Genomic DNA, 15,841 nt, shown 5'->3' with positions numbered 1-15,841 from the left:
CGGGTCGGACGGTCCAGGCGGTCGGTGCCGGTGCGGATCCGGTCTCAGTGACCGGTCGCGGCTGCGATGTGCTGGGTGCCGATCCGCTTGCGGAAGACCCAGTAGGTCCAGCCCTGGTAGAGCAGCACCAGCGGGGTGGCGACGCCCGCGCACCACGTCATGATCTTCAGCGTGTACGGGGTGGCCGAGGCGTTGCCGACCGTCAGATTCCAGTCGCTGTTGAGCGAGGACGGCATCACGTCCGGGAAGAGCGCCAGGAAGAGCATGGCGACGGCCGCCGCGATCGTGACGCCGGACAGCGCGAACGACCAGCCCTCCCGCCCGGCGAGGTTGGCGGCCAGCGCCCCGACCAGGGCGGCCACGGCGACGACCAGCGCCGCGATGCTGCGGCCGTTGCCGTGCGCGGCCTGGGTCCAGATCAGGAAGGCCAGCGCGAGGACGGCGGTGCCGGCCCCGACCCGGGTGGCGAAGGCACGGGCCCGGTCCCGGATGTCGCCGAGCGTCTTCAGCGAGACGAAGACGGCGCCGTGGAAGGTGAACAGGGTCAGCGTGACGAGGCCGCCGAGGATCGAGTAACCGTTGAGCAGGTCCCAGAAGTTGCCCACGTACTCCTTGTTCGCGTCGATCTTCACGCCCCGCACGATGTTCGCGAAGGCGACGCCCCACAGCAGCGCCGGGACCAGGGAGGTCCAGAAGATCGCGTTCTCCCAGTTGCGCTGCCAGCGCTCGTCGTCCCGCTTGGCGCGGTACTCGAAGGCGACACCGCGCACGATCAGGCAGACCAGGATGATCAGCAGCGGCAGGTAGAAGCCGGAGAAGAGGGTGGCGTACCAGTCGGGGAAGGCGGCGAAGGTCGCGCCGCCCGCGGTGAGCAGCCACACCTCGTTGCCGTCCCAGACCGGGCCGATGGTGTTGATCAGCACCCGCTTCTCGGTCCGGTCGCGGGCCAGCAGCTTGGTGAGGATGCCGACCCCGAAGTCGAAGCCCTCCAGGAAGAAGTAACCGGTCCACAGGACCGCGATGAGAACGAACCAGACATCGTGCAGATGCATGTCGCACTCCTCTCAGTACGTCAGTACAGGTCTCGGGACTGGTCTCAGTACGAGAACGCCATCGGGCGGTCGGCGTCCGCGTCGCCGCCGTCGCCGCCGATACGGGTGGGGGAGCGGCGGTCGTCGTCGGTGAGTTCGGCGGGACCCGCCTTGGCGTACTTCAGGAGCAGCCGCACCTCGACGACGGCGAGGGCCGCGTAGAGGAGGGTGAAGACGATCAGCGAGGTGAACACCTCACCGGTGGAGACGGTGGGGGAGACCGCGTCGCGGGTGCGCAGCACTCCGTAGACCACCCAGGGCTGGCGGCCGGTCTCGGTGAAGATCCAGCCCCAGGAGTTGGCCAGCAGCGGGAAGACCATGGTCCACAGGGCGATCCACCAGTACCAGCGCGACAGGCGCGGGCCGAGCTGACCGTTCTTGGTGAGCATCAGATGCGGCACCTCGTCGTCGCCGGTGCGGTGCGCGGGCGCCAGCCAGAACTTGCGGCGGGTCAGCCACAGGCCGGCCGCGCCGACGCCGATCGAGACGACACCGAAGCCGATCATCCAGCGGAAGCCCCAGTAGGCGACGGGGATGTTGGGCCGGTAGTCGCCGGGGCCGTACTTCTGCTGCTCCTGCTTGTTGACGTCGTTGATGCCGCCCACGTAGGCGTGGAAGTCGTCGGTGGCCAGGAAGGACAGCAGGTTCGGAATCTCTATTTCGACGCTGTTGTGCCCCTTGCTGACGTCGCCGACCGCGAAGATCGAGAAGGGGGCGCCGTTCTGGCCGTCCCACAGCGCCTCGGCGGCGGCCATCTTCATCGGCTGCTGCTTGAACATGACCTTGCCGAGGGTGTCGCCGCTGATCGCGGTGAGCGCGCCGGCGACGACGGCGATCACCAGGGCCAGCCGCAGCGAGGAGCGCATCACGGCGATGTGCCGCTTGCGCGCCAGGTGGTAGGCGGCGATGCCGATCATGAAGGCGGCGCCGGTGAGGAAGGCGGCGGAGATGGTGTGGAAGAACTGGGCGAGCGCGGTGTTCTGGGTGAGCACGGTCCAGAAGTCGGTGAGTTCGGCGCGCTTGGTCTTCGGGTTGTAGCGGTAGCCGACCGGGTGCTGCATCCAGGAGTTGGCGGCCAGGATGAAATACGCCGACAGGATCGTCCCGATCGAGACCATCCAGATGCAGGCGAGATGGATCTTCTTCGGCAGCTTGTCCCAGCCGAAGATCCACAGTCCGATGAAGGTGGACTCGAAGAAGAAGGCGATCAGGGCCTCGAAGGCGAGCGGGGCGCCGAAGATGTCGCCGACGAAGCGGGAGTAGTCCGACCAGTTCATGCCGAACTGGAACTCCTGCACGATGCCGGTGACCACACCCATCGCGATGTTGATCAGGAAGAGCTTGCCCCAGAACTTGGTGGCCTTGAGGTACTTCTCGTTGCCGCTGCGCACCCACGCGGTCTGGAGCCCCGCGGTGAGGGCGGACAGCGAGATCGTCAGCGGGACGAAGAGGAAGTGGTAGACGGTGGTGACGCCGAACTGCCATCGGGCGACGTCCAGTGGCTCCAGCGCGAGCTGCACGATCCGCCTCCTTTGCTGCCGTATTGAGGCTTTCGCCCCATGTTCACCGGACATGACACGCCTTATGGGCACGACACGTTCGCTTGTGAACGTGAATACATTCACAAGGTAGTATCACCCACACGATAAAACCCCCTGACACCGGGGGGTGTCAGGGGGCCGTCGGGGCAGTTCAGCGGGGCCGACCAGGGCCGAACGGCCCTTTCGCGCAAGGGCCGTTACAGCTCCTTGCGGAAGGTCTCGGCGGTGTGCAGCAGCAGATCGTTGGCTTCGGTCTCACCGATGGTGATCCGTACGCCCTCGCCCGCGAAGGGGCGGACGGTGGTGCCGGCCCGCTCGGCCGCCGCCGCGAAGTCGGCCGTCCGCTCCCCCAGCCGCAGCCACACGAAGTTGGCCTGCGTCTCGGGCACCGTCCAGCCCTGGCCGGTCAGCGCCTCGACCACCCGGCTCCGCTCGGCGACCAGGCCCGCGACCCGCTCCAGCAGCGCCGGCTCGGCGCGCAGGCTGGCCACCGCCGCGTCCTGCGCGAGCTGGCTGACGCCGAAGGGCACCGCCGTCTTGCGCAGCGCCGCCGCCACCGGCTCGTGCGCCACCGCGAAGCCGATCCGCAGCCCGGCCAGGCCGTACGCCTTGGAGAAGGTCCGCAGTACCGCCACATTCGGACGGTCCCGGTACAGATCGATTCCGTCGGGAACATCCGCGTCGGTGATGAATTCGCGGTACGCCTCGTCCAGCACCACCAGCACGTCGGACGGCACCCGGTCCAGGAAGCGTTCCAGCTCGGCCCGGCGCACCACCGTGCCGGTCGGGTTGTTGGGGTTGCAGACGAAGATCAGCCGGGTGCGGTCGGTGACCGCCGCGGCCATCGCGTCCAGGTCGTGCCGCTCGTCCGCGTCCAGCGGCACCTGCACCGGCCGCGCGCCGCTGATCCGGGTGATGATCGGATACGCCTCGAACGACCGCCAGGCGTAGATCACCTCGTCCCCGGGCCCGGACGTCGACTGGAGCAGCTGCTGGGCCACGCCCACCGAGCCGGTGCCGGTCGCGATGTGTGCCTCGGGCACGCCGAAACGTCCCGCCAGCTCCGCGGTCAGCGCCGAGCAGGCCAGGTCGGGATAACGGTTGAAGGCGGCCGCGGCGGCGGTGGCCGCCTCCAGCACACCGGGCAGCGGAGGGTACGGGTTCTCGTTCGAGGACAGCTTGAAAGCGGGACCGGTCCGGTCCCCGCTCCCCTCCGCGGCCGGGGGTCGCCCGGGCTTGTACGTGGGGATGCCGTCCAGTTCCGCGCGCAGCTTCGGGGTGGTCATGACCTCACCTTACGAGTGCCCCGCCCGCCTGTGGAGTGCGGTGCCAGGACGGGCCCGCGGGCGCGCTCCTTGTGGGTGCCCGGGTGGCGTGCGCGGTGGCGCGCGTAACTCGTAGGAGTGAGTTGGTGTCACTCGTGTTGGTGGACCAATGAACGGGTGCGGGCCGCGACCGCGACCGTATCGGCCGCGCGGCATGCGCTGCCGCCTGCATATTCCACCTTGCATACGGTATTCGATCTTGCAGAAACCTATCTTCAGGGGGGTCACAGGGGCAGGCGCCGACCGGACCAGCGCCGCCCTAATATCGGCAGGCCATGACAGCAGCAGGGAACCACCAGGCGAGCCGGACCGGACGCCGGCTGGAGCGGGCGGGGATCAGGGATGTCGCCGCCGCCGCCGGAGTCTCGATCACGACTGTCTCCGACGCACTCAACGGCAAGGGCCGACTGCCCGACGCCACCCGCCGCCATGTCCGCGAGGTCGCCGACCGGCTGGGCTACCGCCCGTCCGCCGCGGCCCGCACACTGCGCACCGGAAGATCGGGCCTGATCGGCCTGACGGTGACCACCTACGGCGAAGAACCGTTCACCTTCACGGAATTCGCGTACTTCGCGGAGATGGCCAGAGCCGCCACCTCCGCCGCGCTCGCCCGCGGCTACGCCCTGGTCATCCTGCCCGCGTCCTCCCGGCACGACGTGTGGGGGAACGTGGCGCTGGACGGCACCGTCGTCATCGACCCCTCCGACCACGACCCGCTGGTGACCGAACTGGTCCGGCAGGGCGTCCCGGTGGTCTCCGACGGCCGCCCGGCCGGCAGCCTGCCCGTGCACGCCTGGGTCGACAACGACCACGAGGCCGCCGTCCTCGGCATCCTCGACCACCTCGCCGCGGCCGGCGCCCGCCGGATCGGCCTGCTCACCGGCACCACCACCGACACGTACACCCGGTTGTCCACCACCGCGTACCTGGAGTGGTGCGAGCGCGTCGGCCAGGAGCCGGTCTACGAGTCGTACCCGGCGCACGACCCGCGCGCGGGCGCGGTCGCCGCGGACCGCTTACTCGCGCGGCCGGACCGCCCCGACGCCGTCTACGGGCTCTTCGACCCCAACGGCACCGATCTGCTCGCCGCGGCCCGCCGCTACGGCCTGCGCGTCCCGGACGACCTGCTGCTGGTCTGCTGCAGCGAGAGCACCGTCTACGCCAGCACCGAGCCGCCGATCACCACACTCTCGCTGCAGCCGCGACGGATCGGCACCGCCGTCGTGCAGTTGCTCATCGACGCCATCGAGGGCGTCGGCGGCGCGCATCCCGTGCAGCAGGTGATGCCGACGGAACTCATCGTCCGCACCTCCTCGCAGCGCCGCGCGCACCGCACCACCGTCAGCCATCCGCGGGGACCGGCCGGCGGCTGAGAACGGCCGGGAGCGGACAGGGGCGATCGGCGACGGCGGCACAAAACGGGCGGACGGCGAACGGAAGGCAGGCGGAAGGCGATTCGCGCGGGGGTACGAGGGAGCTAAGGGATGGTTTGTCTGCGCCCTGCGAAAACCAGGTGCCTGGGTATGTCACAACGCGACAGCGTCATTCCTATGATGGGCGGATGGCGGCGCGATCGTGGAGGGGTCGATGACTCAGGGGGCAGGTCAGGGACCCGAGCCCGGGACTGCGGAAGGCTGGCGTCCCGAGGCGTCCGGGTACGTCCCCGGCGAGGCGCCGGCGTACGTCGCGGGGCACGGGCCGGCGACCGGTTTCGGTACGGCTCCGGGGTTCGAGCAAGCACTTGAGCAAGCAGCGGGACCGGCGCCGCACAACGGACCGGCTGCCGGTTACGAGCCGCGCGCGGCGGAGGGACCCGGCGTACCCGTGACGCCCGTCGCGCCCCCCGCGTACGACAACGCACCTCCCTCGTACGACAACGCACCCCCCTCGTACGACAGCGCGCCGCCCGCCCAGCGGCCGGCCACGTACGAACCGACGCGCCCCGACGCGCCGCTGGTGCCCGAGGGGTACACCCCGACCGCCCGCGACCTCCCGGTGATCACCGCGACCGACACCGTCGCCGACCGCCCGGGACCGCTGTACGTCGTCGGCGACGTGCACGGCTATCTCGACGAGCTGCTGGCCGCGCTGCGCGAGCGCGGCCTCGTCGACGAGGAGGGCCACTGGGCGGCGGGCAGCGCCCGGCTGTGGTTCCTCGGCGACTTCACCGACCGCGGCCCCGACGGCATCGGCGTCATCGAGCTGGTCATGCAGCTGTCCGCGGAGGCCGCCGCGGCCGGCGGCTACTGCCGCGCCCTGATGGGCAATCACGAACTGCTGCTGCTCGGCGCGCACCGGTTCGGCGACACCCCCGTCAACTCCACCGGCGGTACCGCCTCCTTCCTGGCCGCCTGGCGGCTCAACGGCGGCCAGCCGTCCGACATGGACCGCCTGGAGGACCGGCACCTGACCTGGATGTCCCGGCTGGACGCCGCCCATGTCACCGACGGCCACCTGCTGGTGCACTCCGACACCACCGCGTATCTGGAGTACGGCAGCAGCGTCGAGGAGATGAACGACACCATCACCGGGGTGCTGCAGCGCGGCGACGCCGACGAGTGCTGGGACCTGTTCCGCAAGCTCACCAAGCGGTTCGCCTTCCGCGGCGACGGCGGGCCGCAGGCCGCCCGCGAGTTGCTCGGCACCTACGGCGGCAACCGCGTCGTGCACGGCCACAGCCCGATCCCGTATCTGCTCGGCGAGGTCGGCGGGGAGTATCCGGCCGACGGCGAGGAGCGCACGCACACCGTGGAGGGTCCGATGGTGTACGCGGAGAATCTGGCGGTGGCGATGGACGGCGGCGTGACGATGGACGGACGGCTGCTCGTTGCCCAACTCCCGCTGGTTGGGTAGCCCGTACATTTCCTGGTTGCGCCCTGTCACGGCCTGTCTCCCCGCTCTACCATCGCTGTATCCGTAGGCACACCGCTCTCCGCGTACTCGGCCGACCGAGCCGGTTCCGCTCCAGGAACACCGGCCGGGTCCGGGGAGTCGGAGCATCGGGGGATGCACATGACCAGCGCTCCACTTCTGCTCACCGAAGACCGCCCGGACTTCGACCGCGCTCTGGACGAGGCGTTGCACATCGTCCTCCGGGACCACGACGCCGCGGCGCACGGCCGCGGGGAAGGCCGTACGGCGCGTGACAGTCGTGCCGAGCGTGACGGCCGTACGACGCCTGACAGTCGTACGACGCGTGACAGTCGTACGACGCGTGACGGCCGTACGAACCGCGGCGCGGATACGGGTGCGCCGGTGCTGAACAGCGAGCAGTTGCGGACGCTGGCGATCGGCGCGGCCGAACTGATCGGCGAGGCGGCGGCCGTGGAGTACGAGGCGTACCGCGGCATCCGGGAGGAATTCCGGGAGGCCGCCCGCGAGTCGGCGCGCGCCCGCGACAACCGGACCTTCGGCTACGCGGCGATGGGCGTCGCGGACGGCGCGGGTTCCGGCGCGGGCCTGGTGGCCGTGCTCGCCGTCCTGACCCCGCTGCTCGCGGGCGCCGCCGCCGTGATCTTCCTGCTGATCGGTTACGCACTGCACGCGATGGCGCCCGAGCCGGCCATCGCGTCACCGCTGCGCACGGCGGGCTGGCTGTTCGCCGCCGTCGCCGCCGCCTCGATCCTGCTCGGCGCGATCGGGCTGCTGCTCACCGCGCTGCGCGACGGCTCCTCCGCCATCCACGACTCGCCGGACGCGCAGCCGCCGGAGGTCGCCGACGCCCGGGAGATCTGGTACCGGGCGCTGCTGGAACGCGGCATGCTGCCCTTCCTCGCGGACGCCGCGGCCAGCGCCGCCGCGCTCGCCGCCGCTTCCGCGCACGAACCGCCGGGACCGGTCGTCCACCCCGGACCCGGGCCCGGGCCCGTTCCCGGCGCGGGCGCCGACGGCCCCCGGATGCCCCGACTCGGTTACTCCCGCCCCGACTTCAGCAGCCCGGCGCCCGAGCAGGGCGCGCCCCTTCCCCCCACGTCCCCCCGCTTCTCCGGACCGCGCTACAGCAGTCCCGACTTCACCAGCCCGGACTTCGGCGGCCCCGACAACACCCCCGAGTAGGGCCCCGACCGGCGCGGCGCCGGGACCGCGGGTCCCGTGACCGCCGGCATGAACATCAGCACTCTGCGCCTCGGATCGTGCGCCGGGGACGACACCAGCATGCGGACCCGCTGCAGATAGCCGCCGGCCGGCGGGCGCAGCAGCCGGACCCTGCCGTCGTTGTGCAGCGCGACCCGGGTCGACTCGCTCTCCGCCTGCCACATCCGGGCCAGCTCGATGTCGCCGCGCAACTCCTCGATGATGCTGAGCAATTCCCGCTGGGTCCGCGCGGGTTCCGGGGTCGCCTGGGCCTGGAGGTGCGGCGCGGTCCGCGCCTGGAGCCGCAGCTGCCGCAGGAAGTCCCGCACCCAGCCGGCCTTCCACTCGCCGCACAACTGCCGCGCGTACGGGTCGAAGAGCACGAAGCGCAGCAGATTCGCGGGCGGCGCCTGGCCCGCGGGCTCGAAGAGCTGCCGCCAGGCGTGGTTGGTCTCCAGGATCCGCCAGGCACCGTCGAGGGTGAGCGCGGGCACCTGGAGGGCGTGCAGATACGAGGTCCAGCCGGTGACCGCCTCCGGGTCGGGCTCGGCCGGGCCGCGCGGCGGATAGCCGCCGGTGACGATGAACCACAGCTCGTCGCGCTGCCGCGAATCCAGCCGCAGCGCGTTGGCCAGGCTGTCCAGGCGGTGGGCCGGGATGGGCCGGCCGCACGCCTCCCAGTCCTGGTAGAGGCGGAGTGAGATGCCCAGCCGCTGGGCCACGGCGTGCTGGCTCAGGCCGGGGGGACGGTAACCGTTGTGGCCGGTGATGGGCTCGGGTTCACCCGCGAAATTTCTGCGGGCTTCGCGCAGGAACTCCTGGATCAGCGGTGGGTCCTCGTCGAGACGACGGTCCATGGGTTCTGTCCCCCGGATCTTCTCGGCCGCGACCGCCTCCGCCGGATGAGGGGTCACCCGGCGGTCACTCGGTGGCCGCGGCCTGCGATTTCGCGCCAGGTTCATGCTAGGCGGGGGCGGTCGCGCGCCACCGGAATCACCCTGTCCACATCGGGCACTGTCGCAAGTGCGACACCCTCCGGCGGTGGTGGCCGGTGCCGCCGTGCTCTACGTGGGGTAACCGGTTGTGGCAGGGCTCACAGGCGTGGTCACGGCATGGAGTCGGGCCTCCCGTACGGGGCACGGCCCTGTCGTACCCCGTCACGGCCACAGCTCCTCCGGGTCGAGCAACTGGGCCAGTTTGAGGCCGACTTCGAAGCGGCTGGAGACCTGGAGCCGCTCCATCAGCTTGGTCATCACCCGCTGCACCGTACGCCGTGCGACGCCCAGTGTCCTGGCGATCCGGTCGTCGCTGCAGCCGTTGGCCATCAGCCGGATGATGCTGCGCTCCTGGTCGGTGAGGCCGAGACCGTCGGGGCCGTCGCCGCTGTCGGGGCGCGCGACGGCCGACAGCGGTGCGGCGCGCAGCCAGTAGTCCTCGTAGAGCGCGGCGTACGAGCGGGCCAGCACCGCGCCGCGCACCAGCGTCATGGACGTGGCGTGCTCGTGCGGGATGCCCGGCAGGACGACGGTGTGCCGGTCCATCACCAGCAGGTCGTGCGCGGCGTGGTCGACCAGCCGTACGTTGACGCCCGCGTCGGACAGGTCGTGCAGGTACTTGGCGTACTTCGGCACCCGCAGCTGCGAGCGCAGGTACAGCGCGCGGACCCGTACGCCGCGGCGGATCATCGCCATATCGCCCACCAGGGCCTTGTCCAGCACCGCCATGTCCGGCGGCATCGGGCCCGGGTGCAGCGAGTCCATGGTCTCGCGCGCCGACGCCTCGATGTCGGCGACCGAACTCTGCCGGCTCTCCGGGTCCTCGAAGTGCTGGACGTCCACCTGTTCCTGGAGCCGGGCCACCACGGGGCGGAACACCGTCAGCAGTGCCTGGGTCGTCTCGCTGAGCGCGGCGGCGTTACGGAGCTGGGCGGCGGCCGTGCCGAGGTAGGTGTCCATCGCCACGGCGAGCGCGGCGTCCGGGTCGACGGTCTCGATCCGGCCGTCCACCCGGCGGATCAGGCCCATCGCGGTGAGCGTGCGCAGGCCGGCGGCGAGCCGTTCGTCGTCCAGCCCGGCCATTTCTCCCAGCCCGCCCGCCCCGCTCTCCCCGGCCCGTGCGGAGCCGCCGCGCATGGCCACCGCCGTATAGATCGCGACCGCCGACTCGATGTCGCGCCCGCCGCCCGTCGGCTGACTCATCCCTGCCCTTCTTCCCCCCCGCCCCCGGAGCCCCACCAGCTCCCTTCGCCCAACCCGCCCGATTGTCCCCCACCACCCCCGCCCCGGACCTCCCCTTTTCCCGGCCGAGCACGTTCGGTCACCGGCACGAAGGGGGCGGCCGTACCCGGGAGGAGGCAGAGGTCCGGGCCGCGGTTGCTAGAGGTAGTCGAAGAAGCGGACCCACCAGTCGCAGGGGCGGCCCGCTCCTCCGTACGCGAGCAGGACCGCGCCGGCCCCGTCGTACGGACGGGTGAGCAGGCGCTCCGGCAGCACCCGGTAACCCTGCTCGGCGAGTACGCTTTCCACCGCCGCGAGGTCCCCGGCGTTCAGCGCGCCGGCCGCCACGGCCTCGTCGGTGTCGAGGTGGACGCCCGGGTTCTCGGCCGAGATCACCGCCATCGCACCGAAGTTGCTCACCGAGACGACGATCGGCACGCCGCTCGCGGTCGCGCCGGCCGGCACGTCCACCCGGCCGTGCAGGCTCGCGTCCTGCACTTCCCTGTCGGCGGGGCACCGCGTGCCGAAGGCCGCGTCCAGTCCGGCCGCCAGACGGTCGAAACGGGCTCGGGTCGCGGTGTGGTCGTAGCCGCGCGGGTGTTCCAGCGATTCCGGGTCGTCGAGACGATGGAGAAGCGCGACCAGCTCCGCGTCGGTGTTCGGCACTTCACCATGGTGACGCCTCGGCCGGAGGTCTGTGCGGGCGCGGGAAAGGGGGTGGCAGTGGAGCGGGGGACGCGGGGGAACTTGTCGGGCGGCTGGCAGAGGTGGTCGGGGGCGTCAGGGCGACGCACCCCGTGCGGGTCGCGGTCGACGGGGCGCCTGCCGCGTGGAAGACGACGCTGGCCGACGAACTAGCTGCGATGCTGCGGGCGCAGGGGCGCGAGGTCATCCGGGCGACCGTCGACGACTTCCTTGTGCCCGCTCGGCCGCCCCCCCGGACTGTTCAACACGTACGCCGACAGCTTCGATGCCGCGTGGGCGACAGCCCGCCCGGCCCGACAAGGGGGCTGGCCATGGCCCGCACCGAGTTCTACGACGACCCCGCCGCCCCCGAACCCAACAGCCTCGTCGTCGCCGCGTCCGCCGTCGTCACCGACGACCAGGGCCGCATTCTGCTCCAGCGTCGCCGCGACAACGACCTGTGGGCGCTGCCGGGCGGCGGCATGGAGATGACCGATTCCCTCCCTGGCACGGCCGTGCGCGAGGTCAAGGAGGAGACCGGGCTCGACGTGGAGATCACCGGGCTGGTCGGCACGTACACCGATCCGCGCCATGTGATCGTCTATACGGACGGCGAGGTACGCCGCCAGTTCAACGTCTGCTTCACCGCCCGTATCAACGGCGGGGAGTTGGCGATCTCCGACGAGTCCACGGAGTTGCGCTTCGTGGCGACCGAGGAGCTGGACGACCTGCCGATGCACCACACGCAGCGACTCAGGCTCGGCCACTTCCTGGAGGGACGGGACCGGCCGTATCTGGGGTGAGGGCCCCGGCATATCGCGCCAGGGCCCTCGGTTGGGTGGACGGACGGGTCAGTCCGTCAGGGGGAGGTAGACGCGGTTGCCCGCGGCGGCGAATTCACGGGACTTGGCCGCCATGCCGAGTTCGGCCTCGGTCTCCAGGGATGTGCCGTGGTCGCGGCGGATGTCGTGGGAGATCTTCATCGAGCAGAATTTCGGCCCGCACATGGAGCAGAAGTGCGCGGTCTTGGCGGGTTCGGCCGGGAGGGTCTCGTCGTGGAAGGCGCGGGCGGTGTCCGGGTCGAGGGCCAGGTTGAACTGGTCCTCCCAGCGGAATTCGAAGCGGGCGTCGGAGAGGGCGTCGTCCCAGGTCTGGGCGCCCTCGTGGCCCTTGGCGAGGTCGGCTGCGTGGGCGGCGATCTTGTAGGTGATCACACCGGTCTTGACGTCGTCCCGGTCGGGCAGCCCGAGGTGTTCCTTGGGGGTGACGTAGCAGAGCATCGCAGTGCCCCACCAGGCGATCATCGCGGCGCCGATGCCGGAGGTGATGTGGTCGTAGGCAGGCGCGATGTCGGTGGTGAGCGGGCCGAGGGTGTAGAACGGCGCCTCCTCGCAGATCTCCTGCTGGAGGTCGATGTTCTCCTTGATCTTGTGCATCGGGACGTGCCCGGGCCCCTCGATCATGGTCTGCACCTGGTGCCGCTTGGCGATGGTGTTCAGCTCGCCGAGGGTGCGCAGTTCGGCGAACTGCGCCTCGTCGTTGGCGTCCGCGATCGAGCCCGGCCGGAGCCCGTCGCCGAGCGAGAAGGTGACGTCGTACGAGGCGAGGATCTCGCACAGTTCCTCGAAGTGCGTGTAGAGGAAGCTCTCCTGATGGTGCGCCAGGCACCACGCGGCCATGATCGAGCCGCCGCGTGAGACGATGCCGGTCTTGCGGCGGGCGGTCAGCGGGACGTAGCGCAGCAGCACGCCGGCGTGCACCGTCATGTAGTCGACGCCCTGCTCGGCCTGTTCGATGACGGTGTCGCGGTAGACGTCCCAACTCAGTTCCTCGGCACGGCCGTCGACCTTCTCCAGGGCCTGGTAGAGGGGGACGGTGCCGATCGGGACGGGGGAGTTGCGCAGCACCCACTCGCGGGTGGTGTGGATGTTGCGGCCGGTGGACAGGTCCATGACCGTGTCGGCGCCCCAGCGGGTGGCCCAGGTCATCTTCTCCACCTCCTCCTCGATGGAGGAGGTGACCGCCGAATTGCCGATGTTGGCGTTGACCTTCACCAGGAACCGCTTGCCGATGATCATCGGCTCGATCTCCGGGTGGTTGACGTTGGCGGGCAATACGGCCCGCCCGGCGGCGATTTCGTCGCGGACGATCTCGGACGGGACGTTCTCGCGCAGGGCGACGTACTCCATCTCCTGCGTGATCTCGCCGCGCCTGGCGTACGCAAGCTGGGTGACCGGCTCCCCGGTCCTGCCGCGGCGCGGGAGCCGCGGCCGGCCGGGGAAGACCGCGTCGAGATTGCGCAGTCCGCCGCGCGGCGAGGTGTGCTTGAGACCGTCGTCCTCGGGCCGCACCGGACGGCCCGGGTACTCCGCGGTGTCGCCGCGGGCGATGATCCAGTTCTCCCGGAGCGGGGCGAGCCCGCGCCGTACATCGGTGTCCACCGACGGATCGGTGTACGGGCCCGACGTGTCGTACAGCGTCACGTCGTTCCCATTGGTGAGGTGCACCGTCCTGACCGGCACCCGCAGGTCAGGACGTGATCCGACGACGTACGACTTGTGCTGGCCGACGGCCGTGCGACCGGTGTCCGTGCGGTCGGTATCGCGGGGGCCGTCCGTCGCGTCGGACCCGCCTGAAGGCGTGCGTGCATCCTGCATGGTCATGAGACCCACTCCCTACGCCGGCATTACCCGGTAACAGGTTCAGCGGTCGGCGCAGCGTGTGCCCCGGCGATACGGCCGGCGGCGGGTCAGCGCCCTCTCAGCCCGGTGCTCCGAGCTCCCGCGTTTGCAAAGGTGCCCCCACGGTAGCGGTTGCACGAAGACAGGCACCAGGGGCCCTTGCGATGATCGGCCCGTGGAACAGCCCCCCAGCAGTCACAGCCACGGTCACGGCACCGGTCACGAGCCCGGCCAGGGACACGAGCCCGTGCGAGGCCACGGCCACCCCGTCGGCCACACCCATGCCCACGGCCCCGTCCCGCCGGTCTCCAAGCACCTGCGCAAGGTCATCGCCGCGATCCTGGTGCCGTTCGCCGCGGCGGTCGTCGTGGGCCTGGTCGTGCTGTGGCCGGGCGGCGCGCCCGGCCATGCCCGTACCGGCGTCGGCTTCGACCAGCAGACCCGGCAGGGCAAGGTCGTCGCGCTCGTCGACGTCTCCTGCAAGTCGGTCAACGCCGGGCAGTCGTCCTCGTCGTCGACCAGCGACGCGTGTCAGAAGGCGACGATCGAGGTCGCGTCCGGCCCGGACAAGGGCACCACCTTCACCGAGGTCGTGCAGCCGGACCAGACCCGCCGCTACAGCAAGGGGCAGGGCGTGGTCCTGGCGTACGCGCCCAACGCCCCGGCCGGGCTGCGCTATTCGGTCACCGACGTGGACCGCGGCTTCCCGCTGGCGCTGCTGGCCGGGATCTTCGCGGTCGCGGTGATCGTCGTCGGCCGGCTGCGCGGCGTGATGGCGCTCGTCGCGCTGATCGTCTCGTTCGGGATCTTGACCCTCTTCATCCTTCCGGCGATCCTGCACGGCGACAATCCCCTGCTGGTGGCGGTGATCGGCGGCAGCGCGATCATGCTGATCGCGCTCTACTCCTGCCACGGCGTCAACGCCCGCACCTCGGTGGCGGTGCTGGGCACGCTCTGCTCACTGCTGCTGATCGGGATCCTGGGCTCGGTCTTCATCGACTGGGCGCATCTGACCGGCAACACCTCGGACGAGACCGGCGTCATCCACAGTCTCTATCCGGACATCGAGATCAAGGGTGTCCTGCTGGCCGGCGTCATCATCGGCTCGCTCGGCGTCCTCGACGACGTCACCGTCACGCAGACGTCGGCCGTGTGGGAGCTGAAGGACGCCGACCCGGGCGCGAATTGGCGCAAACTCTACGGTGCCGGCATGCGGATCGGCCGCGACCACATCGCCTCGGTGGTCAACACCCTGGTGATGGCGTACGCGGGCGCCGCCCTGCCGCTGCTGCTGCTCTTCTCGATCGCGCGCAGCGGCGTCCTGCGGGTGGCCGGCAGCGAACTCGTCGCCGAGGAGATCGTGCGCACCCTCGTCGGCAGCATCGGCCTGGTCGCCTCGGTGCCGCTGACGACGGCACTGGCGGCGCTGGTGGTCAGCGCCGACCGGCCGGGCGGTACGGAGGCCGCCAAAATCAGAGGCGCGGGCGGCGCACCGGCTACCGGCACCGCCCCCGGTCCTACCAGTCCCGCCCCGACCCGGACGAGCCACCGCCGCCGCCGCTGAACCGCTTGACGACCAGCACCAGCGCACCGACCAGGACCACGAACACGATGACCTTGAAGAGCAGTCCGACGACGATGCTCACCAGGCTGGCGATCAGCGAGCCGAAGACGATCAGCGCGATGACCGGGAGCGCCACCCACTTCACCCACCAGGGCAGGCCCTTCAGCAGCTTCTCCATGATGTCCTCGGTCTCCTTCTCTCCCTCTTCGGTCCGGGCGGTGTTCCGCCGTTGATTCGAGAGTAGGGCCACCGGCGCCCTCCGCGGGGGCCCGGGAGGCCGGATACGACCCTGATCGCACCCTTAGGGTTCCGGCGGCGAGAAGACCACCATGACCCTGAGGTCCTCGGTGATGTGGTGGAAGCGGTGCGCGGTCCCGGCCGGTACGTAGACGACGCTGCCGCGCCCGACCGTGGTCGTCTCCTCCCCCACGGTGAGGGCGGCCCGGCCGCTGACCACGAGGTAGATCTCGTCCTGGGCGTGCGGCTGCTGCGGGTCGCTCTCCCCGGCCTTGAGCGCGTAGAGCCCGGCCGACATGGTGCGTTCGCGCAGGAAACGCAGGTACGCCCCCTCGTTGGCGGCCCGCTCCGCGTCGAGGTCGTCCAGCCGGAACACCTTCATCACGTACTCCCGTACTGTCCTTGTCCGGGCGGCGTCCGGACGTCGT

Annotated in this window: 14 protein-coding genes; 5 read left to right on the top strand and 9 right to left on the bottom strand. The window is 70.7% G+C overall.

Going from position 1 to position 15,841, the window contains the following annotated elements; genetic code table 11:
• Nucleotides 1-44: 44 nt before the first annotated feature.
• The 3 genes from cydB to hisC form a co-directional block, all read right to left on the bottom strand.
• Entirely contained in the window at nucleotides 45-1,052 is a 1,008-nt protein-coding gene (cydB, locus tag BM076_RS04455) for a cytochrome d ubiquinol oxidase subunit II (RefSeq protein ID WP_093712005.1), read from the bottom strand.
• Nucleotides 1,053-1,096: 44 nt separating this feature from the next.
• Nucleotides 1,097-2,611, bottom strand: a complete 1,515-nt coding sequence (locus BM076_RS04450; RefSeq protein WP_093712004.1) for a cytochrome ubiquinol oxidase subunit I — start codon at nucleotides 2,609-2,611, stop codon at nucleotides 1,097-1,099.
• Between the two features lie 218 nt (nucleotides 2,612-2,829).
• The gene (hisC, locus tag BM076_RS04445; RefSeq protein WP_093712003.1) at nucleotides 2,830-3,918 is read right to left on the bottom strand and encodes a histidinol-phosphate transaminase; all 1,089 of its coding nucleotides are present in this window, start codon (nucleotides 3,916-3,918) and stop codon (nucleotides 2,830-2,832) included.
• Between the two features lie 314 nt (nucleotides 3,919-4,232).
• On the opposite strand from hisC, the gene BM076_RS04440 reads away from it, so the two are divergent.
• The 3 genes from BM076_RS04440 to BM076_RS04430 all read left to right on the top strand — a co-directional run bounded on the left by BM076_RS04440 (nucleotide 4,233) and on the right by BM076_RS04430 (nucleotide 8,013).
• Nucleotides 4,233-5,330, top strand: coding sequence for a LacI family DNA-binding transcriptional regulator (locus tag BM076_RS04440; RefSeq protein WP_093712002.1), 1,098 nt, complete (start codon nucleotides 4,233-4,235; stop codon nucleotides 5,328-5,330).
• 214 nt (nucleotides 5,331-5,544) lie between these two features.
• The gene (locus BM076_RS04435; RefSeq protein WP_093712001.1) at nucleotides 5,545-6,810 is read left to right on the top strand and encodes a metallophosphoesterase; all 1,266 of its coding nucleotides are present in this window, start codon (nucleotides 5,545-5,547) and stop codon (nucleotides 6,808-6,810) included.
• Between the two features lie 159 nt (nucleotides 6,811-6,969).
• Nucleotides 6,970-8,013: a hypothetical protein gene (locus BM076_RS04430; protein WP_245795709.1), complete on the top strand. Its 1,044-nt coding sequence runs from the start codon at nucleotides 6,970-6,972 to the stop codon at nucleotides 8,011-8,013.
• On the opposite strand, the gene BM076_RS04425 is transcribed toward BM076_RS04430, so the two are convergent.
• The 3 genes from BM076_RS04425 to BM076_RS04415 form a co-directional block, all read right to left on the bottom strand.
• On the bottom strand, nucleotides 7,953-8,888 hold the full coding sequence (locus BM076_RS04425) for a helix-turn-helix domain-containing protein (RefSeq protein ID WP_177246319.1): 936 nt from the start codon (nucleotides 8,886-8,888) through the stop codon (nucleotides 7,953-7,955). The two genes, BM076_RS04430 and BM076_RS04425, sit on opposite strands and share 61 nt — an antisense overlap.
• A 300-nt stretch (nucleotides 8,889-9,188) precedes the next feature.
• A complete protein-coding gene (locus BM076_RS04420) occupies nucleotides 9,189-10,229 on the bottom strand; it encodes a helix-turn-helix transcriptional regulator (RefSeq protein ID WP_093711998.1) in 1,041 nt (346 codons plus the stop codon).
• 177 nt (nucleotides 10,230-10,406) lie between these two features.
• Entirely contained in the window at nucleotides 10,407-10,913 is a 507-nt protein-coding gene (locus tag BM076_RS04415; protein ID WP_177246318.1) for a hypothetical protein, read from the bottom strand.
• 350 nt (nucleotides 10,914-11,263) lie between these two features.
• Here BM076_RS04415 and BM076_RS04410 point away from each other — a divergent pair, with 350 nt between their 5' ends.
• Complete coding sequence (locus tag BM076_RS04410) at nucleotides 11,264-11,734, top strand: NUDIX domain-containing protein (RefSeq protein ID WP_093711997.1); 471 nt, start codon at nucleotides 11,264-11,266, stop codon at nucleotides 11,732-11,734.
• Nucleotides 11,735-11,782: 48 nt separating this feature from the next.
• Here the strand turns inward: BM076_RS04410 and thiC are convergent, their stop codons facing one another.
• On the bottom strand, nucleotides 11,783-13,594 hold the full coding sequence (thiC, locus tag BM076_RS04405; protein ID WP_093711996.1) for a phosphomethylpyrimidine synthase ThiC: 1,812 nt from the start codon (nucleotides 13,592-13,594) through the stop codon (nucleotides 11,783-11,785).
• 193 nt (nucleotides 13,595-13,787) lie between these two features.
• On the opposite strand from thiC, the gene BM076_RS04400 reads away from it, so the two are divergent.
• On the top strand, nucleotides 13,788-15,176 hold the full coding sequence (locus BM076_RS04400) for a YibE/F family protein (RefSeq protein ID WP_177246317.1): 1,389 nt from the start codon (nucleotides 13,788-13,790) through the stop codon (nucleotides 15,174-15,176).
• Here the strand turns inward: BM076_RS04400 and BM076_RS04395 are convergent.
• Together BM076_RS04395 and BM076_RS04390 are read right to left on the bottom strand one after the other, a co-directional pair.
• Nucleotides 15,130-15,354 (bottom strand): DUF5326 family protein, encoded by a 225-nt coding sequence (locus BM076_RS04395; protein WP_093712237.1) that lies wholly within the window; start codon nucleotides 15,352-15,354, stop codon nucleotides 15,130-15,132. The two genes, BM076_RS04400 and BM076_RS04395, sit on opposite strands and share 47 nt — an antisense overlap.
• A 123-nt stretch (nucleotides 15,355-15,477) precedes the next feature.
• The gene (locus BM076_RS04390) at nucleotides 15,478-15,795 is read right to left on the bottom strand and encodes a cupin domain-containing protein (protein WP_093711994.1); all 318 of its coding nucleotides are present in this window, start codon (nucleotides 15,793-15,795) and stop codon (nucleotides 15,478-15,480) included.
• Between the last annotated feature and the right edge of the window lie 46 nt (nucleotides 15,796-15,841).

The sequence above is a fragment of the Actinacidiphila alni genome (assembly GCF_900112845.1).
GTDB lineage: Bacteria > Actinomycetota > Actinomycetes > Streptomycetales > Streptomycetaceae > Actinacidiphila > Actinacidiphila alni.
This window is presented reverse-complemented; position numbering and strand designations above follow the sequence as displayed.